Origin of the sequence: Pseudomonas sp. AU11447 (assembly GCF_001672555.2) — a bacterium.
GTDB classification, from domain to species: domain Bacteria; phylum Pseudomonadota; class Gammaproteobacteria; order Pseudomonadales; family Pseudomonadaceae; genus Pseudomonas; species Pseudomonas nitroreducens.
Map to the genome: position 1 here is coordinate 124,716 of NZ_LZDG02000048.1, position 23,952 is coordinate 148,667.

The 23,952-nt window shown below is 64.5% G+C and carries 23 protein-coding genes, 4 tRNA genes and 1 pseudogene; 15 read left to right on the forward strand and 13 right to left on the reverse strand.

Annotated features, from left to right (window positions below; translation table 11 throughout):
- Positions 1-181: 181 nt before the first annotated feature.
- The gene (locus tag A6723_RS18265) at positions 182-943 is read left to right on the forward strand and encodes a spermidine synthase (RefSeq protein WP_054909680.1); all 762 of its coding nucleotides are present in this window, start codon (positions 182-184) and stop codon (positions 941-943) included.
- A 19-nt stretch (positions 944-962) separates the two neighbouring features.
- Here the strand turns inward: A6723_RS18265 and A6723_RS18270 are convergent, their stop codons facing one another.
- The 3 genes from A6723_RS18270 to A6723_RS18280 all read right to left on the reverse strand — a co-directional run bounded on the left by A6723_RS18270 (position 963) and on the right by A6723_RS18280 (position 5,311).
- Positions 963-2,630: a ShlB/FhaC/HecB family hemolysin secretion/activation protein gene (locus A6723_RS18270; RefSeq protein WP_054909679.1), complete on the reverse strand. Its 1,668-nt coding sequence runs from the start codon at positions 2,628-2,630 to the stop codon at positions 963-965.
- A gap of 87 nt (positions 2,631-2,717) precedes the next feature.
- Entirely contained in the window at positions 2,718-4,262 is a 1,545-nt protein-coding gene (locus tag A6723_RS18275) for a collagen-like triple helix repeat-containing protein (protein WP_064979838.1), read from the reverse strand.
- A 257-nt stretch (positions 4,263-4,519) separates the two neighbouring features.
- Positions 4,520-5,311: a crotonase/enoyl-CoA hydratase family protein gene (locus A6723_RS18280; protein WP_054909677.1), complete on the reverse strand. Its 792-nt coding sequence runs from the start codon at positions 5,309-5,311 to the stop codon at positions 4,520-4,522.
- Positions 5,312-5,614: 303 nt separating this feature from the next.
- On the opposite strand from A6723_RS18280, the pseudogene A6723_RS18285 reads away from it, so the two are divergent.
- A pseudogene (locus A6723_RS18285) lies at positions 5,615-7,350 on the forward strand (DEAD/DEAH box helicase).
- A 157-nt stretch (positions 7,351-7,507) separates the two neighbouring features.
- Here A6723_RS18285 and A6723_RS18290 read toward each other — a convergent pair.
- Positions 7,508-8,278 carry a class III extradiol ring-cleavage dioxygenase gene (locus A6723_RS18290; RefSeq protein ID WP_054909675.1) on the reverse strand — a complete coding sequence of 257 codons (771 nt, stop codon included), beginning with the start codon at positions 8,276-8,278 and terminating at the stop codon, positions 7,508-7,510.
- A 274-nt stretch (positions 8,279-8,552) separates the two neighbouring features.
- Between A6723_RS18290 and A6723_RS32160 the strand changes: the two genes are divergently transcribed.
- Both A6723_RS32160 and A6723_RS18300 read left to right on the forward strand, forming a co-directional pair.
- Entirely contained in the window at positions 8,553-8,723 is a 171-nt protein-coding gene (locus tag A6723_RS32160; RefSeq protein WP_157837676.1) for a hypothetical protein, read from the forward strand.
- Between the two features lie 11 nt (positions 8,724-8,734).
- On the forward strand, positions 8,735-9,391 hold the full coding sequence (locus A6723_RS18300; protein ID WP_054909674.1) for a thiopurine S-methyltransferase: 657 nt from the start codon (positions 8,735-8,737) through the stop codon (positions 9,389-9,391).
- A 56-nt stretch (positions 9,392-9,447) separates the two neighbouring features.
- Here the strand turns inward: A6723_RS18300 and htpX are convergent, their stop codons facing one another.
- From htpX to A6723_RS18315, 3 genes are all read right to left on the reverse strand, one after another.
- A complete protein-coding gene (gene htpX, locus A6723_RS18305; RefSeq protein ID WP_054909673.1) occupies positions 9,448-10,323 on the reverse strand; it encodes a protease HtpX in 876 nt (291 codons plus the stop codon).
- A gap of 170 nt (positions 10,324-10,493) precedes the next feature.
- Complete coding sequence (locus tag A6723_RS18310; RefSeq protein WP_054909672.1) at positions 10,494-10,934, reverse strand: hypothetical protein; 441 nt, start codon at positions 10,932-10,934, stop codon at positions 10,494-10,496.
- Between the two features lie 18 nt (positions 10,935-10,952).
- Positions 10,953-12,164 (reverse strand): pyridoxal phosphate-dependent aminotransferase, encoded by a 1,212-nt coding sequence (locus A6723_RS18315; protein ID WP_024766955.1) that lies wholly within the window; start codon positions 12,162-12,164, stop codon positions 10,953-10,955.
- A 291-nt stretch (positions 12,165-12,455) separates the two neighbouring features.
- Between A6723_RS18315 and msrB the strand changes: the two genes are divergently transcribed.
- From msrB to A6723_RS18330, 3 genes are all read left to right on the forward strand, one after another.
- Positions 12,456-12,851, forward strand: a complete 396-nt coding sequence (msrB, locus tag A6723_RS18320; protein ID WP_037014221.1) for a peptide-methionine (R)-S-oxide reductase MsrB — start codon at positions 12,456-12,458, stop codon at positions 12,849-12,851.
- A gap of 223 nt (positions 12,852-13,074) precedes the next feature.
- On the forward strand, positions 13,075-13,557 hold the full coding sequence (locus A6723_RS18325) for a glutathione peroxidase (RefSeq protein WP_017516977.1): 483 nt from the start codon (positions 13,075-13,077) through the stop codon (positions 13,555-13,557).
- The gene (locus A6723_RS18330; RefSeq protein ID WP_054909671.1) at positions 13,557-14,027 is read left to right on the forward strand and encodes a MarR family winged helix-turn-helix transcriptional regulator; all 471 of its coding nucleotides are present in this window, start codon (positions 13,557-13,559) and stop codon (positions 14,025-14,027) included. The genes A6723_RS18325 and A6723_RS18330 overlap by 1 nt, the downstream gene beginning before the upstream one ends.
- A gap of 1 nt (position 14,028) precedes the next feature.
- On the opposite strand, the gene A6723_RS18335 is transcribed toward A6723_RS18330, so the two are convergent.
- Entirely contained in the window at positions 14,029-16,395 is a 2,367-nt protein-coding gene (locus A6723_RS18335) for an ATP-binding protein (protein WP_054909670.1), read from the reverse strand.
- 93 nt (positions 16,396-16,488) lie between these two features.
- Here A6723_RS18335 and A6723_RS18340 point away from each other — a divergent pair, with 93 nt between their 5' ends.
- Positions 16,489-17,385 carry an ATP-binding protein gene (locus A6723_RS18340; RefSeq protein WP_064979843.1) on the forward strand — a complete coding sequence of 299 codons (897 nt, stop codon included), beginning with the start codon at positions 16,489-16,491 and terminating at the stop codon, positions 17,383-17,385.
- Positions 17,382-17,864: a GAF domain-containing protein gene (locus A6723_RS18345; protein WP_054911011.1), complete on the forward strand. Its 483-nt coding sequence runs from the start codon at positions 17,382-17,384 to the stop codon at positions 17,862-17,864. Before A6723_RS18340 ends, A6723_RS18345 begins: the two co-directional genes overlap by 4 nt.
- A gap of 57 nt (positions 17,865-17,921) precedes the next feature.
- Here the strand turns inward: A6723_RS18345 and A6723_RS18350 are convergent, their stop codons facing one another.
- Positions 17,922-18,584 (reverse strand): glutathione S-transferase family protein, encoded by a 663-nt coding sequence (locus A6723_RS18350; protein WP_054911012.1) that lies wholly within the window; start codon positions 18,582-18,584, stop codon positions 17,922-17,924.
- Between the two features lie 39 nt (positions 18,585-18,623).
- Positions 18,624-19,394 carry a hypothetical protein gene (locus tag A6723_RS18355; RefSeq protein ID WP_054911013.1) on the reverse strand — a complete coding sequence of 257 codons (771 nt, stop codon included), beginning with the start codon at positions 19,392-19,394 and terminating at the stop codon, positions 18,624-18,626.
- Positions 19,395-19,609: 215 nt separating this feature from the next.
- Here A6723_RS18355 and A6723_RS18360 point away from each other — a divergent pair.
- From A6723_RS18360 to A6723_RS18385, 6 genes are all read left to right on the forward strand, one after another.
- Positions 19,610-19,685, forward strand: a tRNA-Glu gene (locus A6723_RS18360).
- A 2-nt stretch (positions 19,686-19,687) separates the two neighbouring features.
- Positions 19,688-19,763: transfer RNA gene (locus A6723_RS18365), tRNA-Gly, on the forward strand.
- A gap of 85 nt (positions 19,764-19,848) precedes the next feature.
- A tRNA-Gly gene (locus A6723_RS18370) sits at positions 19,849-19,924 on the forward strand.
- 74 nt (positions 19,925-19,998) lie between these two features.
- Positions 19,999-20,074 (forward strand) — tRNA-Gly (locus A6723_RS18375).
- 353 nt (positions 20,075-20,427) lie between these two features.
- Positions 20,428-21,123: an HAD-IB family phosphatase gene (locus A6723_RS18380; protein WP_082450919.1), complete on the forward strand. Its 696-nt coding sequence runs from the start codon at positions 20,428-20,430 to the stop codon at positions 21,121-21,123.
- Positions 21,124-21,178: 55 nt separating this feature from the next.
- Positions 21,179-22,219, forward strand: coding sequence for a TerC/Alx family metal homeostasis membrane protein (locus tag A6723_RS18385; protein ID WP_054911014.1), 1,041 nt, complete (start codon positions 21,179-21,181; stop codon positions 22,217-22,219).
- A 55-nt stretch (positions 22,220-22,274) separates the two neighbouring features.
- On the opposite strand, the gene A6723_RS18390 is transcribed toward A6723_RS18385, so the two are convergent.
- The 3 genes from A6723_RS18390 to A6723_RS18400 form a co-directional block, all read right to left on the reverse strand.
- Positions 22,275-22,796, reverse strand: a complete 522-nt coding sequence (locus A6723_RS18390; RefSeq protein WP_054911015.1) for a DUF3592 domain-containing protein — start codon at positions 22,794-22,796, stop codon at positions 22,275-22,277.
- A 143-nt stretch (positions 22,797-22,939) separates the two neighbouring features.
- Positions 22,940-23,350, reverse strand: coding sequence for a PA2817 family protein (locus A6723_RS18395; protein WP_024763871.1), 411 nt, complete (start codon positions 23,348-23,350; stop codon positions 22,940-22,942).
- A gap of 74 nt (positions 23,351-23,424) precedes the next feature.
- A complete protein-coding gene (locus A6723_RS18400; protein ID WP_054911016.1) occupies positions 23,425-23,841 on the reverse strand; it encodes a PA2816 family glutamine-rich protein in 417 nt (138 codons plus the stop codon).
- Positions 23,842-23,952: the final 111 nt, after the last annotated feature.

Sequence of the window (23,952 nt, forward strand, 5' to 3'; positions counted from 1 at the left end):
ATGCTTGGTTGTGCCTCTTGGGCTGTTATTCTTGCGGCTTTGCCGACCTGGCGGTCGCGGGTGGCCGTCTTGATTCGAAGGATTATTGCGTGCGCGAGCCCCTGTATTTCAATGGCAATCCGTGCCGTTCGCCGTATCCGGCGAGCCGCATTGCCATGGCAGTTTCCTCCCGGAGCCAGTGATGAGCGAGGAACTGTTGAGCGAAGAGTTGCTGATCGTCGAGGAGCGCGATGATTTCGGCGTGATCCGTGTCGTGGAGAGCGGTGCCTTCCGCTACCTGGAGTTCGGCGACGAGGTCGAGCAGAGCTGCGTGCTGATGGGTGATCCGAGCTGGCTGGAGTATGACTACTCCCGCGCCATGCTGGTCGGCGCGCTGTGCCATCCGCGTCCGCGCCGCGCGCTCTTCCTCGGGTTTGGTGCCGGCAGCCTGACCCAGGCCTGCCTGAAGTACCTGCCGCTGGACGAAGTGGAAGCCATCGAACTGCGTCCGTCCATTCCGCGCCTGGCCCGCGAGCACCTCGGCCTGGCGGACGATGAGCGCCTGAACCTGCGCATCGGCGATGCCGTGCAGGAACTGGCCGGGTGCGAGCCGGCCGACCTGATCTTCCTCGATCTCTATACCGATACCGGACCTGCGCCGGCGCACATCGGCTGGGACTTTCTCGGCGCCTGCCGCGAACGCCTGCGGCCGGGTGGCTGGCTGGTGATCAACCAGTGGAGCACCGACGACGGCCGGCCCCTGGGTGCCGCGTTGCTGCGCGGACGCTTCAACCGGCATTACTGGGAATGCCCGGTGCCCGAAGGCAACGTGATCGTCTTCGTCCCCGCCGAACTGGATCAGGAACTGAACCTGCGCGGCCTGAAGAAGCGTGTCGGCCAGCTTGAGTCGAAGCTGGGCTATTCGCTGCGCGCCTACATCGAGTCACTGCGCCCGGCGCAGTGACTCTCTGCATGGGTATCCATCAGGGAATCTGGTAGCTGAAGGCGAAGTTCAGCCGCGGGCTGCGCTCGTTGTTGTCCAGGGCCCGGTCGCCGAAGGGTTTGGCGACTTCCATCGACACCAGGTAGTGCTTGCGGTCGGAGAAGCGCACGCCCAGCGCCGCGGAGCCGAGCTTGCCTTCGTTCAGACCGTCCTGGTTGTAGCGGGTGCGCGCGGTGTCGACGACGAAGTAGGGCTGGATCTGGTTGAGCACCACGCTCTGCCGCAGGAAGGAATAGTTCACCTCGTAGGCGGCGCCCCAGCCCTTGTCGCCGGTGGCCTGGTCGTCGGGGTAGCCGCGGCCGAAGTTGCTGCCGCCGTAGGTGACTTGCTCGGAGTCCGGCAGCACGTCGTCGCTCCACTGGAAGGCGGCGGTCACCACGCCCTGCCAGTTGGAGCCGAACTGGTCCTGCTGGGCGCCGTAGCCGAGCAGGCGGGTGAAGTTCTTCTTGATCGGGTCCGGCGTCTCCGCGCCCATGCCATTGAGGCCCTGGTAAACCGCCACGCTGCCGGCTCGCACGCGCTTCTCGGCGAATTGCTGGACGACGGTTTCGATCCCCACCACGCGCAGCTTGCTCTTCTGCTCGATGCGGAAGGGAATGGCCGGGTAGACCAGGTCGTAGCGGCTGGTGTCGTTCACCGTATAGCCGCGCAGGTTCAGGTCCCAGGTCAGGTCGCGGCGCAGCACCAGCGGAATCCCCAGGCCGGCGCTGACCCGCTCGTTCTGCCGCTTGCGCTCGAACTCCAGGCCGCTGGCCAGGCGCAGGTTCTCGCCGGGGCGCGAGTTGTACTTGCTGTAGCCGGCGAGCAGTTGCAGGCCGTTGTCCCCCAGCAGCTGGCTGTAGTTCCAGGCGCGGTAGTACTCGTGATCGTCTCCCGGCGGGTAGAGGTAGCTGAACTGCAGTTGCTCGCCCCAGCCGAGCATCGACATCACCTCGGCGTTGAACAGCCCGCGCTGCTCGCCCCGGCGGGAGTCGAGGTTCATGCCGGTGTCGAAGCGCTTCTGCTTGCCGGCCAGCTCCAGCACGGCGCCGCCGTCGCTGGTGGTGGGCGGGTTGAGCGCCATGGCCATCTGCATGCCGGGCACCCGGCTCATCAGCACGCTGAAGCGCTCGAAGCTTTCGCGGGTCAGGGGTTTTTCCGCTTTCAGTTTCTCGATCCAGCGGTCCACGCGCATCTGGTGCACGCCCAGGTCGCCCGCAGCACGGACCTGGCTGATGTGGCCCTCGACCAGCACGATCCGCGCGACGCCGCTACCGAAGTCCTGGTTGGGCACGTAGGCGAAGGAGATGAAGTAGCCGTCATCCTGGTAGCGCTGGGTGATGGCCTTGGCCGCCGCCACCAGCTCGCTGACCTGGATGGTGCGCTTGGTCAGTGGTTCCAGTAGCGGTTTCCAGGTCTCGACGGGGTAGTGCTTGCCGCCGGCCAGTTCGATGCGCTTGATGCGGATGCGCTGCTGGAGAACCTGGCCGGGTTGGCTGGCTGAAGGCTCTGGAGTTGTGACCTTGGGGGCCTTGGGGCGAATGTCGCCGCCAGGAAGGTTGGGGCGGGGAAGGGTCTGTTCGATATCAGAGCCGGGAAGCTGGATCGGGCGCTCGGCCCAGGCGAAAGGTGCAGCCAACAACAGGGGAAGGACAGCGAGTCTGCGCATCTGGCTCCTCCATGAGACCGATCTTCTTATTAAAAGACCAGGAGCCGTGGGCGGCTCCTGGTTAGTACAGTATGGGCGTAAATCGGATTATTGCTTGTGCGTACCGATCGCCAATCCACCGCCCAGTCCGCCGGTCACACCACCCAGCGCGCCACCCACGGCGCCCAGCGTATTGCCCAGCAGGCCTCCCTGGCCGCTGGTGCCGCCAGTCGTACCGGCGCCAGCGCCGACTGCCACGCCCGAACCCTGGGCGTTGCTGCCGATGCCCACGCCTGCCCCGGCGACCAGGCCGCCGCCACCGGTGAGGCCGCTGGTCAGGCCGCCGACGGTTCCGGCCACGCCGTTGACCAGGCCGCCGACCGGGTTGCTGCCGCCGGCAGCGCCGCCAAGGGAACCGGTGATGCCGCCGACTGCGCCAGTCACACCGCCGACCAGGCCGCCGACCGGATTGCTGCCGCCGGCAGCGCCGCCGAGGGAGCCRGTGATGCCGCCGACCGCGCCGGTCACACCGCCGACCAAGCCGCCCACCGGATTACTGCCGCCGGTAGCGCCGCCCAGGGAGCCGGTGACACCGCCGAGCAGACCGCCGCCCGGGTTGCTGCCGTTGACCAGGCCGCCGGCCGCACTGACTGCCTGACCCGCATTGCTGACGATTCCGCCGACCGGGGCCAGCGCCGGATTCTGGCTGGCGACCTGGTTGCCTGTCTGGGTCACAACGCCGCCGACGGTGGTCAACAGGTTGTTCACCGGCGTTCCCAGTCCGGTGGCGGCGCCCACGCCGCGAGTGGTTCCTTCGATGTTGCCGACCAGACCGGCGGTGGTGCCGCTGAGCTGGGTGGTCAGTTGGCTCAGCGGGCCGGTGGTGACCGCGCCGCTGAGGGAGTCACCGAGCATGGTGATCTTGCCGCCGACACCATCCACCAGGCCGCCCACCTGGCCGGTCAGACCGTTGAGCGGGGTATTGGCCAACACCGGCGCATCGCCGATGGCTGCCACGGTGTCGCCCAGGCTGCTCACGGCGCCGCCGGTATGGCTCACCAGGCCGGTTACGCCAGCCACGGTAGTGCCCACTGCGTTGGGGTTGTTGCCCAGTTGGCCGAGGCCATTGGTGACGCCGGTGCCGACGCTGTCCACCCCGGCCCCGACTTCCTGGACCAGGTTGCCGGCATTCTGCGTGACACCGTTGCCCAGGATCGGCAGGTCGACGGTTTTCACCACGCCCCCCACGGTGCTCACGGTGCCGCCGACATTGGAGACTGCTTCGCCGGTGTTGGTCAGGATGTTGCCGGTGCTGCTGGCGGGCGGAGTGGTCGTGCCGCCGCCATCGGTACCGCCTCCGTCCGTGCCGCCACCGCCAGTTCCGCCGGTCCCACCGGTACCGCCAGTTCCTCCGGTGCCGTCGGTGCCACCAGTGCCACCAGTGCCACCGGTTCCTCCAGTACCACCGGTGCCGTCGGTACCGCCTGTGCCGCCAGAGCCACCGGAACCATCGCCGCCGGAACCGCTGTCGGCGGGTTGCTCGGAACTGCTGCCGGAAGAGTGGTGGCTGCTGCCGCCCTTGCTGCTGCAACCTTGCAGGGAGAGGGCAACGACGAGAAGGGAAAGCGCGAAAACACGGATCGGGCCTGACATGAGAAGTTCCTCCATGAGAACGTCAGTCAGCGGGCTGCCCGGTCGGTATCCGGCGCGTCGCTGAGCTGCTCTGGAGTCAGTTCTAGAGGTTTGTTTTCAGGCGCGAAATTGGAACTTGTATATAGTCGTTTTGTGACTTTTAACTATCTGATTTCAAAGTGAAAACTAAAGGATTAGGACCGCCCGTCAGGGGATTTTAATACCTTGGATATAGCGCTTTTCGCACGATGGTTCCGTTTTGCTTTTTCCGCGAGCGTTCATTTGCCCAGAAATCGACCCTCGCGGCGTTCCAGCATGGCATTCAAACCCTCTTTCGCGTCCTCGGTGGAGAGCAGTTCGCTGGCCATGGCCGGCAGCAGTCTTGCAGCTGCCTCCTCGCCTTCGTCGAGGCTTCTCCGAGCCGAGGCCAGGGTGGCGCGGATGCCCAGCGGTGCCTGGGCGGCAACGCGCTGGGCCAGCCAGAGGGCGCGGGGCATCAGCTCTTCCGGCGCGGTGACCTCCTGCACCAGGCCTATGCGATAGGCCTCGTGCGCATCGAAGGGGTCGCCGGTCAGCAGCCAGCGCATCGCGTTGCCCCAGCCGGCCACCTGATGCATGCGCAAAGTGGCCCCGCCGAAGGGAAAAATGCCGCGCTGCACTTCGAGTTGGGCGAAGCGCGCGTTGCTGGCGCAGAGGTTGATGTCGGCGGCGAGCATCAATTCGATGCCCAGGGTGAAGCAGTAGCCCTGCGCGGCGACCAGCAAAGGCTTGGTCAGGCGCCGCCCGCCGAAGGTACCCCAGGGGTCGGCCGAGCCTTCCGGCATGCTCCAGCCGGTGCGGAAGGTCTCGCCGATACTGGCCAGGTCCAGGCCGGCGGTGAAGTGGTCGCCGTGGGCGAACACCAGCGCGCAGCGCAGATCGTCGTCGCGCTCGTACTCGCCGAAGGCCAGTACCAGTTGGGTCAGCATCTCCAGGTCGAAGGCGTTGCGCTTCTCGACCCGGTTCAGGCCCAGCAGCAGGACGTGCTCATGGCGTTCGACAGTGATGCGCGGTTCGCTGCTGGCGGTCATTGGCGGGCTCCGGTCGGGTGGCTTGCACGGTATAGCCGGCAGGGACGGGGTTGTCCACGGGACGACCGTTCGCCGGTCGTGTTCCGAAAAGAAACACATCGGTCAGGATTTTCCGGTATGATACGCGCCGGCCAAACGCTGGCCTCGTTTCGGATCCCGCATTTTTCCGCAGCTTTCACGCTCGGGCTGTGCGTCCGCTGTGCGGACTTCCTTGACGCATTCTTCCAATCTTCATTTCGCAAATCCCCGCTTCCAGCTGCCTGGGTGACTTTATCGTCGTACAGGGCATGCGCAGCTCGGCTATTGGGTCTTTGCGGATGTACTTAGAGGCAAAACCCATGACCCAGGAAACCGCCGGCTTCGCCGCGCTCGGTCTTCACCCCAATGTTCTCGCTGCCATTGCCGCTGTCGGTTATGAAGAGCCGTCGCCGATCCAGGCCCAGTCGATCCCGGTGATCCTCGAAGGCCACGACATGATCGGCCAGGCCCAGACCGGTACCGGCAAGACTGCCGCGTTCGCGCTGCCGTTGCTTTCGCAGATCGAACCCAGCCGCCGTGTCCCGCAGGTGCTGGTGCTGGTTCCGACTCGCGAACTGGCCCTGCAGGTTGCCACCGCTTTCGAGACCTACTCCAAGCAGATGCCGGGCGTCGGCGTCATTGCCGTCTACGGTGGTGCCCCCATGGGCCCGCAGCTCAAGGCCCTGCGCCAGGGCGCCCAGGTCGTGGTCGCCACCCCGGGCCGCCTGTGCGACCACCTGCGCCGTGACGAAAATCTGCTGTCCACCGTCAAGAGCCTGGTCCTCGACGAAGCGGACGAAATGCTCAAGCTCGGCTTCATGGATGACCTCGAAGTAATCTTCGAAGCCATGCCGTCCAGCCGTCAGAGCGTGCTGTTCTCCGCGACCCTGCCGGCTTCGATCCGCAGCATCGCCGAACGCCACCTGAAAGAACCCAAGCACGTCCGCATCGCCGCCAAGACCCAGACCGTCGCCCGCATCGAGCAGGTGCACCTGATGGTCCACGCCGACCAGAAGCCGGCGTCGATCCTGCGTCTGCTGGAAGTCGAACAGTTCGACGCCCTGATCGGCTTCGTCCGCACCAAGCAGGCCACCCTGGATATCGCCGAGCTGCTCGAGCGCCAGGGCTACCGTGCCGCCGCGCTGAACGGCGATATGCCGCAGGCGCAGCGTGAGCGCGTGATCGAGTCCCTGAAGGATGGCTCGCTGGACATCGTCATCGCCACCGACGTTGCCGCTCGCGGCCTGGACGTAGCGCGCATCACCCACGTACTGAACGTGGACATGCCCTACGATCCGGAATCCTACGTGCACCGTATCGGCCGTACCGGCCGTGCCGGCCGCGAGGGTCGCGCCCTGCTGCTGGTGACTCCGCGCGAGCGCCGCATGCTGCAGGTGATCGAGCGTGTGACCGGGCAGAAGGTCGGCGAAGTTCGCCTGCCGGACGCCGAGACCGTGCTGGAAGCCCGCCTGAATCGCCTGGCCACCGGCCTGCAACCGCTGCTGGCCAACGCCGTGGCCAACCGTGGCGCCGTGCGCGACGAGCTGTGCCGCCGCCTGGGTACCGACATGGACACCCTGGCCGCCGTGCTGCTGGCCAAGCTCACCGAAGGCAAGGCGCTGGACCTGGAATCGGTCCGCCGCGAACAGCCGCTGACCCCGGCCGCCCCGCGCGAGCGCAGCGGTGACCGTTACGAGCGCAGCGAACGTGGCGATCGCCCCGAGCGCGGCGACCGTCCGGAGCGTAGCGGTGCGCCCCGCACCATGGCTCCGCCGTCGGAAGGCAAGGCCCGCTGCCGTACCGCCCTGGGCGCCCGTGATGGCGTGCAGGCGAAGAACCTGCTGGGCGCCATCCTCAACGAGGGCGGCCTGTCCCGCGAGGCCATCGGCCGTATCCAGATCCGCGAGACCTTCAGCCTGATCGAGCTGCCGGAAGAGAACCTCGAGCGTCTGCTGACCAAGCTCAAGGACACCCGCGTTGCCGGCAAGGCCCTGCGCCTGCGTCGTTATCGCGAAGACTGATTCGTCAGTCACTCGTGAATGAAAAAGCCCCGCCTTGGCGGGGCTTTTTCGTTTCCGGTATTTACCCGGTTCAGATCTGTAGGAGCGAGCTTCTCGCGGCAGCTTCGGAGTTGGGCGGTTCGCGAGCAAGCTCGCTCCTACAAAAGGCGCTGCAGACTTAGTCGAAGCGGTAGATATCCATCCCCAGCGCGCCAAGCGTGAAGCCGGCGTGCTCCACCGTCATCGCCGAACCGCCGGCGCCACGGGCGAAGTACAGCGGCAGCAGGTGCTCGTCGCGTGGGTGGTTGCGTACCGCGTAGGGAGCCTGCCGGCGATAGTCGAACAAGGCGGCTTCGTCGTCGGCTTCCAGCCGCGCCACCATCCAGTCGCGGAACGCCTTGGCCCAGGGGGTGATCACCTCGGGGCCTGCGTGCCAGTCCAGTTCGCCCAGGTTGTGGGTGATGCTGCCTGAGCCGATCAGCAGGATGCCTTCATCGCGCAGTTTGCGCAGGGCAGCGCCGACCCGGTGCTGCATGGGGGCGCCAAGGCGGCTGGGCAGGGACAATTGCACGACGGGGATATCGGCTTCCGGGTACATCAGGCTCAGCGGCACCCAGGCGCCGTGGTCCAGCGGGCGTTCGGGGTCCAGGGTGGCAGGCAGGCCAGCCTCGGCCAGCAGTTCAGCGACCCGCTGCGCCAGCTCCGGCGAGCCGGCGGCCGGGTACTGAACGGCGTAGAGCTCGGGCGGAAAGCCGTAGAAGTCGTGCCAGGTGTCCGGCATGGGCGAAGCGGTGATGCGCAGGTCGGGCGTTTCCCAGTGAGCGGAAACCACCAGAATGGCCTTGGGGCGCGGCAATTCGCGAGCCAGACGTTTCAGGGGGGCATCGCTGGCGCCGGGGTCCAGAGCCAGCATGGGGGAGCCGTGGGAGATGAAGAGGGCAGGGAGCATGGCGAACCTCGCTACTTGAATGCCTCTATGTTCACGCGCTCAAAGATCGAAATCCAGTATAGGTTTTTGAATTTAATGATCGCCAAAATCGATGTTTAACTCGGTGTCTCCCGCTGGATGCCTCGCTGCAAAAGTGCCAACTGGGTTGCAGAGTGGCGGAGCCAGCCGCCATAAGACGCTTTGAGGGGATGTCAGTCGGACTATGCGTTAGAGTTTGCGGAAATTTCCGAAACAGATGGCGAATTCAGCTATGCAGCAAGGCGAACAAGTCCTGATGCTCGAGATCGGCGACTGCCTCCGTCTGGAGGACGGCACCGAAATCTGCGTGCAGCGGGTCCGCGGTGATCAGGTGCGGCTGAAGATCCTCGAGGCCGGAGAAAGTCAGCGCGAGCGGCGCGGCGCCTGGTGGCGCTGGCTGTTGCCCCGCGCTTTGCGCAGTGTTTGAGCAGGTGATCTATGCAGCATGAGTTCTGGCAGTCGCGCTGGGCGCGCAATGAAATCGGTTTCCATCAGCAGTCGGTGAACCCTGGCCTGCAGCGCAACTGGCCGGGCCTGGGGTTGCCCGAGGAGTCGCAGGTGCTGGTGCCGCTATGCGGCAAGAGCCTGGACATGCTCTGGCTGGCCCAATGGGGATATCGCGTGCTGGGAGTCGAACTGGCCGAGCGCGCCGCCGTCGACTTCTTCACCGAGCTGGGTGTCACTCCGCAGGTCACCGAGGATGGCGCGCTGCGCCGCTACAGCTTCGAGCGCCTGGAGATTCTCCAGGGCGATTTTTTCAATGTCACCGCTGAACAGGTGGCGGGGTGCAGCGCGCTGTACGACCGCGCGGCGCTGATCGCCTTGCCGCCGGGCCTGCGTGCCGACTATGCGGGCCATCTGCAGCGCATCCTGCCGCCTCGCTCGCGCGGGCTGCTGGTGACCCTGGAATACCCGCAGGCCGAGATGGATGGCCCACCGTTCGCCGTGCTGGCGACGGAAGTGCACGAGCTCTTCGCCGAGGACTGGGAGGTGACGGAGGTGGAGCGCCTCGATGTGTTGGCGGAGAACCCGAAGTTTCTCAAGCGTGGCGTCGGTCATCTGGACGAAGTGGTGTTCACGCTCCGTCGGGGCTGAATCGCAGGTATGAAAAAGGGCGACCCGAGGGTCGCCCTTTTTTGTCGCGTCGAAGCTTAGCGGCCGGCGGCGCGCAGGGCTTCGATACGGTCTTCCAGCGGCGGGTGGCTCATGAACAGGCCGGCGAGGCCATGCTTGAGATTGCCGTTGATACCGAAGGCCTGCAGCGAGTCGGGCATCTGCACCGGCACACCCTGTTCGGCGCGCAGGCGTTGCAGGGCGGCGATCATCGCACCGGTGCTGGCGAGGCGGGCGCCGGCTTCGTCGGCGCGGTATTCGCGTTTGCGCGAGAACCACATGACGATGATGCTGGCGAGGATGCCCAGGACCAGCTCGGCGAAGATGGTCGCGACGAAGTAGCCGATGCCCGGGCCGTCTTCGTTCTTCAGGATCACCTTGTCGACGAAGTTGCCGAAGATGCGCGCGAAGAACATCACGAAGGTGTTCACCACACCCTGGATCAGCGCCAGGGTGACCATGTCGCCGTTGGCCACGTGGCCGATCTCGTGGGCGAGTACGGCTTTCACTTCCTCAGGCGAGAAGCGCTCCAGCAGGCCCTGGCTGACCGCGACCAGCGCGTCATTGCGGTTCCAGCCGGTGGCGAAGGCGTTGGCCTCGTAGGCGGGGAAGATACCCACTTCCGGCATCTTGATGCCGGCTTCGCGGGACAGCTCTTCCACGGTCTGCAGCAGCCACTGTTCGTGACGGGTGCGTGGCTGGCTGATGATCTCGGTGCCGGTACTCATCTTCGCCATCCACTTGGAGATGAACAGCGAAACCAGGGAGCCGGCGAAGCCGAAGACGGCACAGAAAATCAGAAGGCTACCGTAATTCTGGCCGGTGAATCGGTCCACGCCGAGCAATTTCAGGGTGATGCTGGCGATCACCAGAACTGCCAGGTTGGTGGCCAGGAACAACAGGATGCGCATCATGGCGTAAAGCTTCTCCTCACGGTGACGGGGCGAAAGCCGCCTTGGAATGCGGCTTTCCGGATCGCCGGGCGCAACGCGCTCGGGATCGCTGAATAGTATGCGGGGTATATACGGATGGCCCCCAGGCGATTCAACTCGGGGACTATTTCAACTTGTGTCGCCTGCCCGGGCTACGGGCGCCCCAGGTCGCTCTCGAAGAGTAGACGGGTCAGCCGGGCGATGCGTTCCCCGTGCCGGCTGGCCAGTGCTTCACGCAACTGGTTGGCCAGCGTGGCCTGGTCGCGGCGCACGCTGGGCGGCAGTTCCTGGTCGTCGCGCACGGCATGGGGGACGAGGCGGGTCAGGCGCAGGAAGGCTTTTTCGCTGAGCACCGCCTGGTCCAATGCTTCGTAACGAATGGTTGCCTCGAAGCGCAGGTAGCCTTCTTCGGCCAACCACAGCAGCGCGCCCAGACAGCTCTGGTGGCGGATGCTGGGCAGGCCGAATTCGTCGGGCTCTTCCCGGCCGATCAGGTCCTCGACGTAGAGGGCGATCTTGCGCGGGAAGGCCTGGTAGAGCGTCAGCAGGCCGCCGGCTGCGTCCTTGTAGAAGTCGTCGATCTGCAGATCCATCAGTTCACTGGCGATGATTTATTGGCGATAGCTTTTCAGGAAGTTGCCGATACGTCCGATGGCCTGTTCCAGGTCATCGAGTCGAGGCAGGGTAACGACCCTGAAGTGATCCGGCCAGGGCCAGTTGAAGGCGGTGCCCTGAACGATGAGCAACTTCTCGGAAAGCAGCAGATCGAGGACGAACTTCTCGTCGTTGTGGATCGGGCAGACCTTCGGGTCGATGCGCGGGAACGCGTAGAGCGCGCCCATGGGTTTCACGCAGCTGACGCCGGGAATGTCGTTGAGCAGTTCCCAGGCGCGGTTGCGCTGCTCCAGCAGCCGGCCGCCCGGCAAGACCAGGTCATTGATGCTCTGGTAGCCGCCCAGCGCCGTCTGGATCGCGTGCTGGCTCGGCACGTTGGCGCACAGGCGCATGTTGGCGAGGATATCCAGGCCCTCGATATAGCTCTGTGCCTTGTGCTTGGGGCCGGAGATGGCGATCCAGCCGGAGCGGAAGCCGGCCACGCGGTAGGACTTGGACAGGCCGTTGAAGGTCAGGCAGAGCACGTCCGGCGCCAGCGACGCGGTGGAGATGTGCTGGGCCTCGTCGTAGAGGATCTTGTCGTAGATCTCGTCGGAGAAGATCACCAGGTTGTGCTGGCGCGCCAGCTCGACGATGTCCAGCAGCACTTCCTTCGAGTAGACCGCGCCGGTGGGGTTGTTCGGGTTGATCAGCACCAGGGCCTTGGTATTGCTGGTGATCTTCGCCTTCATGTCGGCGACGTCGGGGAACCAGCCGGCCTGCTCGTCGCAGAGATAGTGCACCGGCTTGCCGCCGGAGAGGGCGACCGAGGCGGTCCACAGCGGGTAGTCGGGCGCCGGAATCAGCACCTCGTCACCGTTGTTGAGTAGCGCCTGCAGGGCCATGACGATCAGCTCGGACACGCCGTTGCCCAGGTAGATGTCCTCGATGCCGACGCCTTCCACCTGCTTCTGCTGGTAGTACTGCATTACTGCCTTGCGCGCGCTGAACAGGCCCTTGGAGTCGCTGTAGCCCTGGGCGGTGGGCAGGTTGCGGATGACGTCCTGGAGGATTTCGTCCGGCGCCTCGAAACCGAACGGCGCCGGGTTGCCGATGTTCAGCTTGAGGATGCGATGGCCTTCCTCTTCCAGGCGTTTGGCGTGCTTGAGCACGGGCCCGCGAATGTCGTAGCAGACGTTGGCGAGCTTGTTCGATTTGGTGACCTGCATGATCTGGGATTCCGAAATAGTCCGCGGCCGGCGACTTGGCAGGCTGTAACGCGGGTGACAGACTGGCGTCAAATGATGGGTTCGGAAGTGCTTTTCCCTGGTATCGACCCTGAAAATCGACAGGAAAACAGTGAATTTCTCGAAAAAGTAGAGTTTTTAAGGCTTTTCTATCGCGAGAATGTCTCTGTGCGGCAGATTCTGAACCTGACGTTAACCACGCGCATCATACGTGCGGCCCGATTCCCGGAAAAGGAGGCATCGGGCATTTTTTCCATTAATGGAGGCAGATCGATGGAAAAGCTGGAAAAGCCCCTGGATTCCTGGCGTGACGAACTCACCGACGAGCAGTTCCATGTCTGCCGTCTGGGCGGCACCGAGCGCGCCTTCACCGGCGAATACCACGACACCAAGACACCCGGCATCTACCACTGCGTGTGCTGCGGTACCGCGCTGTTCGATTCCGACGCCAAGTACGACTCCGGCAGCGGCTGGCCGAGCTACTTCCAGCCGGTCAACGGCGAGGTGGTGAAGGAGTTGGAAGACTTCAGCCATGGCATGCACCGCATCGAAGTACGCTGCGGCAAGTGCGATTCGCACCTGGGCCACGTCTTCCCCGACGGCCCGCGGCCGACCGGGCTGCGCTACTGCATCAATTCGGCATCGTTGAAATTGGTGCCTAAAGAGTGACCTCAAGGCCCGCCACCGAGCGGGCTTTTTTTGCTTCTTGTAGGAGCGAGCTTGCTCGCGAACCCGCCCAGTTCGATTGCCGCCGGACATTCGTTCGCGAGCAAGCTCGCTCCTACAGGGTTATGGTGGGGCATTCAGTGGATGGTTCGTGATCAATTGAATTGCACGCAATTTAATTGATCACTATTCTTGAATTTCCCACTTTTCCCCGGAGCCATGTCCAATGAGCGATGCACTGCTGAACATTCCCGTGACCACCATCAAGGGCGAACAGAAGACCCTCGCCGATTTCGGCGGCAAGGCGTTGCTGGTGGTGAATACCGCCAGCCAGTGCGGCTTCACTCCGCAGTACAAGGGGCTGGAGAAGCTCTGGCGGCAGTACAAGGACAAGGGCCTGGTGGTACTCGGTTTCCCCTGCAATCAGTTCGGCAAGCAGGAGCCCGGTAACGAAGGGGAAATCACCCAGTTCTGCGAGTTGAATTTCGGCGTGAGCTTCCCGCTATTCAAGAAGATCGACGTCAACGGCGCCGAGGCCCACCCGCTTTATGTGCAACTGAAGAAGCGCGCGCCGGGCCTGCTGGGCAGCCAGGGCATCAAGTGGAACTTCACCAAGTTCCTCATCGGCCAGGATGGCAAGGTGATCAAGCGCTTTGCCCCGACCACCAAGCCCGAGCAACTATCCGCCGAGATCGAAGCGCTGCTGTGATGAAAGACGCGGTATCGCTGCCCGTAGAGCTGCAACTGGACAACCAGCTGTGCTTCCGCCTGTACGCCGTGTCCCGCGCGGTGATCCGTGGCTACCGGCCGATGCTCGAAGCGCTCGGCCTGACCTACCCGCAGTACCTGGCCATGCTGGTGCTCTGGGAGTGGCAGGCCGAGCCGCCGGAACAGCCTTCGGTGAAGGCCCTGGGCGAGCGGCTGATGCTTGACTCCGGCACCCTCACGCCGCTGCTCAAGCGCCTGGAGCAACTGGGCCTGGTGCAGCGCCGTCGCGCGCAGCATGACGAGCGTGAGGTGCACCTGGGCCTGACGGCGGAGGGGGCTGCATTGCGCGAGAAGGTGCTGCCGCTGCGGGAGGAACTGCTGTGCCGCAGTGGGATCGACCTGAGCGTCACCGATGGCCTGCGCGAGCAGTTGGACGGCCTGCTGCGGCAATTGACCCAGCTGGACGCCTGAGTCAGCCGCGCGACCGGGGGCCGGCCCAGCGCTCGAGGATGGCGGCCAGCTCGTCGCGGTGGAAGGGCTTGGCGAGGTAATCGTCCATGCCGGCGGCACGACAGCGTTCGCGCTCGTCCGGCAGGGCATTGGCGGTCAGGGCGATCACCGGCAGGCCCGGCCAGCGGCCGCTCTCGCGGATCTCGCGGGTGGCCTGATAGCCGTCCATCACCGGCATGTTGCAGTCCATCAGCACCAGGTCGAATTCGGCGCTGGCGAGCTGCTGCAACGCCTCCTCGCCATTGTTGGCGATGCCCACCTGGCACCCCAGTTTCTGCAACAGGCCACGCGCGACCAGTTGGTTGACCGGGTTGTCCTCCACCAGCAGTACGCGGGCGGAGAATTGCTCCGGTGCCGCAGTGCCCGGCGCTTTTGCCGTGGGCAGTGGCTGGTGCTCGAAAGCCTGTTTCAGTGCCTGGTAGAGCACGGCGCGTGACAGCGGGCGCGCCAGCTGCCGCAAGGGCGTCAGGCGTTGGGCCATGTCGGGCTCGAGGAAGTTACCGTAGGCCGTCACCAGCAACACCGGCTTGGTGACGTTCTGGCGCAGGCCGATCAGGCAGTCCGGGCAATCCGAGAGCAGCGCGTCCAGCTCAACTCCGGCCAGGCTGGCGTCGATGTCCAGGCGCTGGTAGTCCACACCCCATGCCGGCAGCCAGCTCTGCAGCAGCGCGGCCAGCCCGCTGCTGGCGGCACACTGCACGATCAGCTTGCCGTTCAGCTGCGCCAGCGGTTGTGCGGGTTCCAGTGTCGTCAGGGGCAGGGTGACGGCGAACTCGCTGCCCAGGCCCGGTTCGGAGGTGACGCTCAGCTCGCCTTGCATGGCCTCACAGAGCTTGCGCGTCAGCGCCAGGCCCAGCCCGGTGCCGCCATACTGGCGGGCGATGCCGGCGTCGGCTTGGGTGAAGGGCTGGAAGATTTTCTGCAAGGCCTCGGGCGCCACGCCGATGCCGGTGTCGCGGACGCTGATGCGCACGCCATGGTCCAGAGGATCGACGCGGACATCCACACGGCCGAAGCGGGTGAACTTGAGGGCATTGGACAGCAGGTTGCTGACTACCTGGCGCACCCGGGTCGGGTCGCCGGAAAGCAGGGCCGGCAGCTGCGGGCTGATCAGGCAGGTGAGTTCCACGGCGGGGCCGGCGTTCTGCGATAGCAGGCTGGCGGTGTCTTCCACGAGGGTGCCGAGGTCGAAGGGGATCTGCTCCAGCTCCAGTTGGCCGGCCTCGAACTTGGACAGGTCGAGTACGTCGTTGAGCAGGTCCACCAGCACCTTGCCCGAATCATGGGCGATGGACAGCTGCTGGCGCTGCTCGGCGGTGAGCGGGCCGTCCAGCGCCAGGCCGAGCATGCCCAGCAAGCCGTTGAGCGGCGTGCGGATCTCGTGGCTCATGTTGGCCAGGAAGCTGCCGCGCGCCTGGGCCATGGCCAGGGCGTTCTGGCGTGCCTGCTCCAACTCCTGGTTGGACAGGGTCAGGCGTGCGTTGGCTGCCTTCAATTCGGCGGTGCGCGCTGCGACGATGCTTTCCAGTTCTTCCAGGTACTGGGTCAGGCGGTCCTCCGCCTCGCGGCGCTGTTCCATCTCCACCGAGATGCGGTTGAGCTGGCGATTGGTGACCTCCACCAGCACACCGATCTCGTCGCGCTCATGGCCGCGCGGGCAGGGCAGTCGCAGGCGGGAGGGCGAGCGCGGGTCGTGGCGGGACAGGGCTTCGATCAGGCTCACCAGGGGCTTGGTCAGCAGCGCGTAGAAGAGCACCAGCAGGATCAGAGAGAGCATCAGGCTGCGGATGAAGCCGGAAATGAAGGTCATCCCGGCGCGGCGCAGGAAGTCGTTGCCGAAGACGAAGGTGTCGATCTCCAGGCGCAGCACGCCGAGCGATTCTGCCGGGGCATGCTCGACGAACAGCGGTTCTTCGTAGGTGCGCTGCTGGCCGAAGAGGAAATCGCTCAGGCCTCGCAGGTGGCTTTCCGCCGGTGGTCGGTCGGCGCTGGCCAGGGGCACGCCGGCGTTATCGATGATCTCGGCGCGGATCACCGCAGGCGAGCGCAGCAGGCCCACGACCAGCTCCTGGGCTAGTTCGGCGTCGATGTTGTAGGCGATGCGGGCGGCGGGGTTGTGGCTGACGTCCAGCAGGGCGCGCACTTCGCGGTTGATGGAGGCGTCCTGGCTGGCATAATCGACGCCTACCTGGATGAGGCTCAGCAAGGTGCCCAGGATGAACGCCACCAGCACCGTCAGGCTGGCCTGCTTGAACGAGAGGCGATGTGTGAGCGCAATATCCATGGTTGCGGAGCGTCGCCTCGCAGAAGCTTTCCTGCGGCGTAGCATAGCCCATCGGAACCGTCTGTCGGGATAGCCCGAAGGCGAAGAAATTCCCGGCTCCTAACCCGAAGAGCCGCGTCGAAGAATATGGAGACCCGCGTGGATTCCCGTCTGAACGATTTTCTCGCCCGCGCCGAAGCGCTGATGGCGCGCCTGGAGCCATTGCTGCCCGCCGTCCGCGAAACGCTGGACTGGCAGCATAGCCTGGCGGCGCGCTGGCATCGCGACGGCCGCAGCGGCTACCTGCAACCGCTCAAGGTCAGCCTCGACCTGCGCCTGGACGACCTGCTGGGCGTCGACCGGCAGCGCGAGCAGCTCGCGCGCAACACCCGGCAGTTCGTCGCCGGCCAACCGGCCAACCATGCGCTGCTGTGGGGCGCCCGAGGCACCGGCAAGTCCTCGCTGGTCCGCGCGCTGCTGGCGGAGCTGGCTGGCGAAGGGCTGCGCCTGATCGAGATCGAACGCGACCACCTGGCCGACCTGCCGCGCGTGGTCGAGCAGATCCAGGGGCTGCCGCAGCGCTTCGTGCTGTTCTGCGACGACCTGTCGTTCGACGCCGGCGAAGGCGATTTCCGCGTCCTCAAGAGCGTGCTCGACGGCTCGCTGGAGCAGGCGCCGGACAACGTGTTGCTTTACGCCACGTCCAACCGTCGCCATCTGGTCTCGGAGAAACAGAGTGACAACGAGAACTGGAAGATGGTCGATGGCGAGTTGCACCCCAACGAAGCCGTCGAAGACAAGATCGCCCTGTCCGACCGTTTCGGCCTGTGGTTGTCCTTCTATCCCTTCACCCAGGAGCACTTCCTCAGCGTGGTGCGCCACTGGGTCGAGGTGCTCGCGCAGAAGTCCGGGCTCGCTGCCTGGACCTGGGACGAGGCGCTGGAGAAGGAAGCCATCCGCTGGGCGCTCGGGCGCGGCAACCGTAATGGCCGCTGTGCCTATCAATTCGCTCGCTACTGGGTGGGCAGACAATTGCTGGAAGGAGAGACCCCATGATCGATCTGCAACAGGCCGGTGCCGGCCTTGGCGGCTACGCGCTGCTCGCCGCCCAGGCGGAGTCGCTGTTCGCCGACGAGCGCGATTTCATCGCCAACGCCTCGCAGTTTTCCGCGTTCCTGTTCAACGAGTTGGCGGACCTGAACTGGGCCGGCTTCTACCTGAACCGCAACGAGGAACTGGTACTCGGCCCGTTCCAGGGCAAGGTCGCCTGCGTGCGCATTCCCTTCAGCAAGGGCGTGTGCGGCGCTGCGGCGCGTACCCGGGAAACCCAGCGTGTCGAAGATGTGCACGCATTCCCCGGCCACATCGCCTGTGACAGCGCCTCCAACAGCGAGCTGGTCGTGCCTTTGGTGAAGGACGGTCGCCTGATTGGCGTGCTGGACCTGGACAGCCCGAGCGTTGGTCGATTCAGTGAGGAAGACCAGGCGGGTATCGAACGCCTGGTGGAGATTTTCCTGCGTCTCTCCGACTGCTGATCCGCGCCCATGAAAAAGCCCCGCCTAGGCGGGGCTTTTTTCGTTCATGCAGGAAGATCAGCGCTTGGCCATGATCTTGGCGATGATCTGCAACTCGCCCTGGACGATCTCGGCGAGGGCAGGGCGGGCCAGGGTGCGCTCGAAGTGCGCGGCCAGCTTCGGCCAGCGCTGGGCATCCAGTTCTTCCTCGCCGTGACGCAGGTTTACCAGCTGACAGGCGATGGCGATGTCGGCGAGGCTGAAACGGTCGTCGACGAACCATTGCTGCTGGCCCAGGCACTTCTCCAGGTAGTCGAAGTGTTCGGGAAGTTTCTCCTGCATGGCGCCTTTCACCGCCACTTCATCGCAGACCTTGCCCATCAGCGGCTTGAGCAGGCGGTTGCGGAACACGGTGAAAGTGGTCAGCGGCGCCAGCTCGTAGTCGGCGTACTTCTCCAGCCAGTTGATCCGCGCGCGGGACTCGGCGCCTGCGCCGCACAGCGGGTCGCGTTGCGGGTCACGGTCTTCCAGGTAATGGCAGATGACGCTGGAGTCGGCGAGGGTGAAATCACCGTCGCGGATCGCCGGTACGCGGCGCAGCGGGTTGAGTTCGCGGTACCAGTCCGGCTGGTTGAACGGGTTGACGTTCTCCAGTTGGTAGTCGAAGCCTTTCTCGGCCGCGAACAGGCGGACTTTGCGAACGAAGGGGGACAGCGGGGCGCCGAAGACGACGAGGCTCATGCAAGGCTCCTAGGGCGAAGGTGGCCGGGGTGATGTCGATCAGTCGTAAAGGTTCTTCTTCTTCCAGATATCGTCTTCATCCAGCGCCTTGAGGCCGTCGCCCAGTTCGCTCTGCTCATCCACGGCAGGCTGGGAGGTTTCCAGTACCAGGGCGTTGGCGTGGGCCAGTTGGGCTTCCATCTGCTTGAGCTGTGCCTGGTAGCGGCCGATTTCCGGTTGCTTCTGCAGGTACTGTGCGCCGCGCTCGAAGGCCAGGCGTGCCTGCCGGGGCTGGCCCTGCTGGAGTGCCTGCTGGCCGAGATTGCCGAAGAACTCTATATGGAGGAGGGTGAGCAGGTGGCGGATTTCCTTGACCCACTTCTGTGCTTCCACCCGAGGCAGCATGTTGTCCTGGGCGCAGCGGGTCAGTTGGGCATGCAGCGCTTCGAAGAGGAAGCGCACGTCCTTGGCCTTGGCCTCGGTGAGGATCGGTTGTGGCGCATTCTTGACCGGAATGGACTCGCCCTTGGCCACCAGGCCGCGCAGCTCATCTATTCGCTGCCTGAGTGCCGCGTTCTGCTTGTCGACGGCCAGCAGGCGTTCGCTGAGGCTCAGTTCGAAGCTGCTGAGCAGCAGCTTCAGTGCCGGCGACATGAACTGGCCGGGCAGGGACTCGGAAACATCGGCGCAGCGCCGGCAGCGGTCGGCCAGATCGGCCTTCAGGCGCGCCTGCTCCAGCTTGCGGTTTTCCACCAGATGGTTGATGTAGCCGATGGCGACCAGCAGGGCGATACCGACGAGAACCAGGACCGTAATGACGATTGGCGACACCGTGGAGTGCTCCGGATGTTTTCCGCGAGTGTAATGTCTTAGTGATACTGCTGATAGCCGCAGCTCGGTTTTTACCCAGAAGTCTTTGATTTAAAAATAATTTCTTTGAAGGGTTGACGACCCTTCAAAGCCTCCCTAGAATGCGCGCCACTTCGACGCGAAACGCTGAATAAGCCGGAGCGACGAAGTCGGAAAGATGTTAAGTTCCGGGCCGCGTCCCCTTCGTCTAGTGGCCTAGGACACCGCCCTTTCACGGCGGTAACAGGGGTTCGAGTCCCCTAGGGGACGCCATTGCGGGAATAGCTCAGTTGGTAGAGCACGACCTTGCCAAGGTCGGGGTCGCGAGTTCGAGTCTCGTTTCCCGCTCCAGATTCTCGATCATTGCCTCGGGCAGTGACCGAAAGATGAAATGGCGTTACCCTTCGGCGAAAGCTGAAGGTTGCAACAAGTTGATGCGGGAATAGCTCAGTTGGTAGAGCACGACCTTGCCAAGGTCGGGGTCGCGAGTTCGAGTCTCGTTTCCCGCTCCAAAATCGAAACGCCGCCTTTCAAGGCGGCGTTTTCGTTAACCTGCGGCGCAAGCTGAAGGTTACTGCAAGTTGATGCGGGAATAGCTCAGTTGGTAGAGCACGACCTTGCCAAGGTCGGGGTCGCGAGTTCGAGTCTCGTTTCCCGCTCCAGAATCGAAACGCCGCCCTTCAGGGCGGCGTTTTCGTTTGCGCGATGAAAATCTTCCCGCCGCCGCACGCCATCCCTCTACGGGCTAAATTCTGGCTGCCAGCCCTGTCCCACCTGCCGCGTTCATTGCTCTGCCGAAACCCACGGCTTTCTCGCTGTCTGCCGGCAAATCCGCCCGTGCGCCTGTATTGAGGAAAATTCCGACGTAGCCCTGGGGGGATTCTCGTTTGTCGCCTCAGGCAGGTACCCGAGAATGCCTGCGCTCGATCGGTTTGCGATGGAGCAGGCTCGTTCGTGCCGCCTGTCGGTGGCGAGGACGGAGATTGCAGGGCGTTGAGGTGAGGTGCATGCGCGGATGTCGGAGTCAGTGGATCGCCCCGAGTCTGGCCGCCATGAGCATCAGTCGAGCGCGGGCAGAGGCGGTGTCCTGTCGGTATTCGATTTCGACGGCACCTTGACCCGCCATGACAGCTTCCTGCCGTTCCTCTGGTACGCGTTCGGCACGCTTGGATTCGCCCGACGCCTGCCCGCCATGGTGCTGCCGAGCCTGGCTTTTCTCTTGGGCCGGATCAGCCGTGATGACCTCAAGGCGCGCCTCCTCGCGGTTTTTCTCGGAGGCATCGATGCGCAGTGGCTTGCGAACCGTGCGCAAGCCTACTGCCGATTCATCTGGGGCTACCTGCTGCGTCCGGAAGGTTTGCGCGGCGTGGCCGCGGAACTGGCATCCGGGGCTGAAGTGACTCTTTGCTCGGCGTCGCCTGAGCTGGTGCTGCGACCTTTCGCCGAGCGCCTGGGCGTAGGGCTGATCGGCACCGAGCTGGAGGTGGTCGATGGCCGTATCACCGGCCGCATCGCCGGCGGCAATTGCCGCGCCGAAAACAAGGTGCTGCGCCTGCAGGCCAGGTACGGCCCCCTGACGGCCTATCGGCTGCGCGCCTGGGGCGACACCCAGGGCGACTACGCGCTGCTGCGCGCCGCACAGGACCCGCATTGGCGGGCCTTCCATCCTCGCTGGCGGCGAAAGATCGGCGCAGCCCGTCCCGCCACCTGATCCGAACGGTGGCCGGATCGATCCGGCCGACATTTCATTATCGAGAGTCGCAATCGTGGAACAGACACATATTGGTTTCCCCCCGTTGACCGTGGCGGTCTTTGTCGGGCTTGCCCTGGCGGCCCTTCTGCTGGACATGGTGAACCACCGCGACAACAAACCCATCTCCCTGGCGGGGGCGGCGGGCTGGTCAATCTTCTGGGTCGCCATTTCCCTGAGCTTCGCCGGGTTCCTTTACGTCCAGCATGGTTCCCAGGTGGCCAGCCTGTTCCTTACCGGCTATGCGCTGGAAAAGGTGCTGAGCGTCGACAATCTGTTCGTCTTCATCGCCATCTTCGCCTGGTTCAAGGTGCCGGATGGCCTGCGCCACCGCGTCCTGTACTGGGGCATCATCGGCGCCATCGTGTTCCGCGCCATCTTCGTGGCCATCGGTACGGGGTTGTTGGCGTTCGGCCCGTGGGTGGAGATCGTCTTCGCCGCCATCGTCGCCTGGACCGGCGTGATGATGCTCAGGGGTGGCGGTGACGATGACGGCGAGGAGGACTATTCCCGGCACCTGGCCTATCGCTTCGCCAGCAAGCTGTTCCCGGTCTGGCCGAAGCTGCTGGGCGGGCGTTTCTTCGTGGCGCGCAAGCAGCTCGAGGTGGAAGTGTGCAAGCCGGAGCACAAGGGCCTCAGCCTGGCCGCCAAGGGCGCGCTGTTTGCCACGCCACTGTTCCTCTGCCTGGTGGTGGTCGAGGTGTCGGACGTGCTGTTTGCCTTCGACTCGGTCCCGGCAGTGATCGCAGTGAGCCGCGAGCCGCTGATCGTCTACTCGGCCATGCTGTTCGCCATCCTCGGGCTGCGGACGCTGTATTTCGTGCTTGAAGCGCTCAAGCGCTACCTTGTGCACCTGGAGAAGTCGGTGGTGGTGCTGCTGTTCTTCATTGCCGCCAAGTTGGGCCTGAATGCCACGGATGCCCTGTTCCATCACGGCTACAGCATCGATGCCAACACCAGTCTGGTGGTCGTGCTGGCAGTCCTGGCGCTGGGGAGTGTGGCGAGCCTGCTGTTCCCGCAGAAGGAGGAGGTCGAGGGGGAAGCTTCCGAACGCTGATCCTGCCCGGCATGAAAAAAAGCCCGCGAATGCGGGCTTTTCTCGTTGTGCCGGCTCAGGCTGCTGCTGGCTCCTCGCGGGGGACGAACAGGCGGCGGGTGGCCAGCAGGTGGATGATGAAGCCGATCAGCGCGGCCCCCAGCAGGCCCACGCCCAGGCGGGTGAACATGCTGCCGGTGTCGGAGAGGTCCTGTAGGCGGTCCAGGCGGTCGAAGTGCGCCGGGTCGGCGTTGGAGTAGGCGATCTTCAGCACGGTACCTTCGGGGTACTTGTCGGCGTTGCTACCGGCCACGTCGAAGCGGCCGATATAGGGCTGGCCCTTCACTTCGAACTGGTAGGTGAAGTGGTACATCTCCTTGGTGCGCCCGCGACGGCCGCGCTCCTCGGTGACTTCGTCCAGCGCCAGCGGCGCGCTGACCACGGAATGGTCGGCGAGGATGCGTTTTGCGCGCAGGTGGTCGCCGATGGCGGTAAGGCACATCACCACGACGAAGCCGATGGAGAAAAGGGTGCAGATGATGCTGGAGACGCGGCGGACCTTGTCGTGGGCCCCTTGCGAGATCTTGAAGCTGAGCATGACGTTCCCTGCCTTTGTTTGAATAAGTAACAAAAGGCTACGGGCGGGGCACCCCGGGTGTCCTTGTCAGTTTGTCAACCGCACGCGTTGGGCGCTGGACAGAACGTCCGTGGCGCGGCGGCAGTCGCCGCGCCAGGCGGGGATCAGTGCTTGGGCGAGTCGTCCGGCAGGGCAAGAACCTGCTTCTCGCGGTTCCAGTCGAAGGGTTCGCCGTTTTCTTCTGCTTCGAAGCGGCGCTCGTCGAGCTGCTGGTACATCTGCAGTTCTTCGTCGGGCATGAAGTGCAGGCAGTCGCCGCCGAAGAACCACAGCAGGTCGCGCGGCACCAGGTGGGCGATCTGCGGGTAACGGTGGAAGACCTGGCTGATCAGGTCCTGGCCCAGGTATTGGGCGCCTTCGGGGTCGCGCGGCAATTCCAGCATCAGTTCGTCGAAACGTTCCAAGAACAGGCCGTGGTTGTCCTCGGGAACCTGCTCGGCTTCGCCCAGCGCGCCGAGGATCATGCGCAGGTGGTTGAGCAGGGCAATGTGGTGGTCGAGATAGGCGCTGGCCATGGGAGTTCCTCTGGAGCTGTATTCAAACGGCTGCGGAGTATATCGGGTTTCGCCCCTGCTGCCGCCGGGGATGATCAGCGGATCGGGCGCATCTGGATCTGCCGGCGCTGGTTGTCGATCTGCTGGCGTTGCTGGTCGAGGATGCGTTGCTGCTGTTGCAGTTGGTCCTGCTGCAGCTCGCTCTTCTGCCGCTGGATCATCTGGTCGCTCTGCCGCCGTTGCTCGTCCCAGCGGCGCTGGCTGTCCTGCTGGCGCTTGAGGTTGTCCTGCTGCATCTGCAGGCGCTGGTCCTCGTAGTTCAGGCGCTGGCGGTCCAGTTCGTTCTGTCTTAATTGGGATTGTCGGCGCAGGCTGTCCTGCTGTTGCTGGATGGGGTCGATCACCGGACTGGGCGTGGCGGCCGGGCGCGGGCGGCTGGGATAGAGCCAGGGATCGGCCTGGGCGGCGCCGACGAGGAAGATCGCCAGCAGCGGAAGGAGGAGTCGGCGCATGGGAGGTATCTCCATGACGGGGTTGCCCCCAGTGTGCACCTGATCATCGCGCTCGGCATTGCTTTGCGTCGGACAAGAAAAAGGGCGCCCGAAGGCGCCCTATGCGTGAAG

Bases quoted from the DNA above. Each gene is read 5' to 3' on its own strand.
- A6723_RS18265 (WP_054909680.1), top strand. From the start codon at position 182: ATGAGCGAGGAACTGTTGAGCGAAGAGTTGCTGATCGTCGAGGAGCGC.
- A6723_RS18270 (WP_054909679.1), bottom strand. From the start codon at position 2,630: ATGCGCAGACTCGCTGTCCTTCCCCTGTTGTTGGCTGCACCTTTCGCC.
- A6723_RS18280 (WP_054909677.1), bottom strand. From the start codon at position 5,311: ATGACCGCCAGCAGCGAACCGCGCATCACTGTCGAACGCCATGAGCAC.
- A6723_RS18290 (WP_054909675.1), bottom strand. From the start codon at position 8,278: ATGCTCCCTGCCCTCTTCATCTCCCACGGCTCCCCCATGCTGGCTCTG.
- A6723_RS32160 (WP_157837676.1), top strand. From the start codon at position 8,553: ATGCTCGAGATCGGCGACTGCCTCCGTCTGGAGGACGGCACCGAAATC.
- A6723_RS18300 (WP_054909674.1), top strand. From the start codon at position 8,735: ATGCAGCATGAGTTCTGGCAGTCGCGCTGGGCGCGCAATGAAATCGGT.
- htpX (WP_054909673.1), bottom strand. From the start codon at position 10,323: ATGATGCGCATCCTGTTGTTCCTGGCCACCAACCTGGCAGTTCTGGTG.
- A6723_RS18310 (WP_054909672.1), bottom strand. From the start codon at position 10,934: ATGGATCTGCAGATCGACGACTTCTACAAGGACGCAGCCGGCGGCCTG.
- A6723_RS18315 (WP_024766955.1), bottom strand. From the start codon at position 12,164: ATGCAGGTCACCAAATCGAACAAGCTCGCCAACGTCTGCTACGACATT.
- msrB (WP_037014221.1), top strand. From the start codon at position 12,456: ATGGAAAAGCTGGAAAAGCCCCTGGATTCCTGGCGTGACGAACTCACC.
- A6723_RS18325 (WP_017516977.1), top strand. From the start codon at position 13,075: ATGAGCGATGCACTGCTGAACATTCCCGTGACCACCATCAAGGGCGAA.
- A6723_RS18330 (WP_054909671.1), top strand. From the start codon at position 13,557: ATGAAAGACGCGGTATCGCTGCCCGTAGAGCTGCAACTGGACAACCAG.
- A6723_RS18335 (WP_054909670.1), bottom strand. From the start codon at position 16,395: ATGCTACGCCGCAGGAAAGCTTCTGCGAGGCGACGCTCCGCAACCATG.
- A6723_RS18345 (WP_054911011.1), top strand. From the start codon at position 17,382: ATGATCGATCTGCAACAGGCCGGTGCCGGCCTTGGCGGCTACGCGCTG.
- A6723_RS18350 (WP_054911012.1), bottom strand. From the start codon at position 18,584: ATGAGCCTCGTCGTCTTCGGCGCCCCGCTGTCCCCCTTCGTTCGCAAA.
- A6723_RS18380 (WP_082450919.1), top strand. From the start codon at position 20,428: ATGTCGGAGTCAGTGGATCGCCCCGAGTCTGGCCGCCATGAGCATCAG.
- A6723_RS18390 (WP_054911015.1), bottom strand. From the start codon at position 22,796: ATGCTCAGCTTCAAGATCTCGCAAGGGGCCCACGACAAGGTCCGCCGC.
- A6723_RS18395 (WP_024763871.1), bottom strand. From the start codon at position 23,350: ATGGCCAGCGCCTATCTCGACCACCACATTGCCCTGCTCAACCACCTG.
- A6723_RS18400 (WP_054911016.1), bottom strand. From the start codon at position 23,841: ATGCGCCGACTCCTCCTTCCGCTGCTGGCGATCTTCCTCGTCGGCGCC.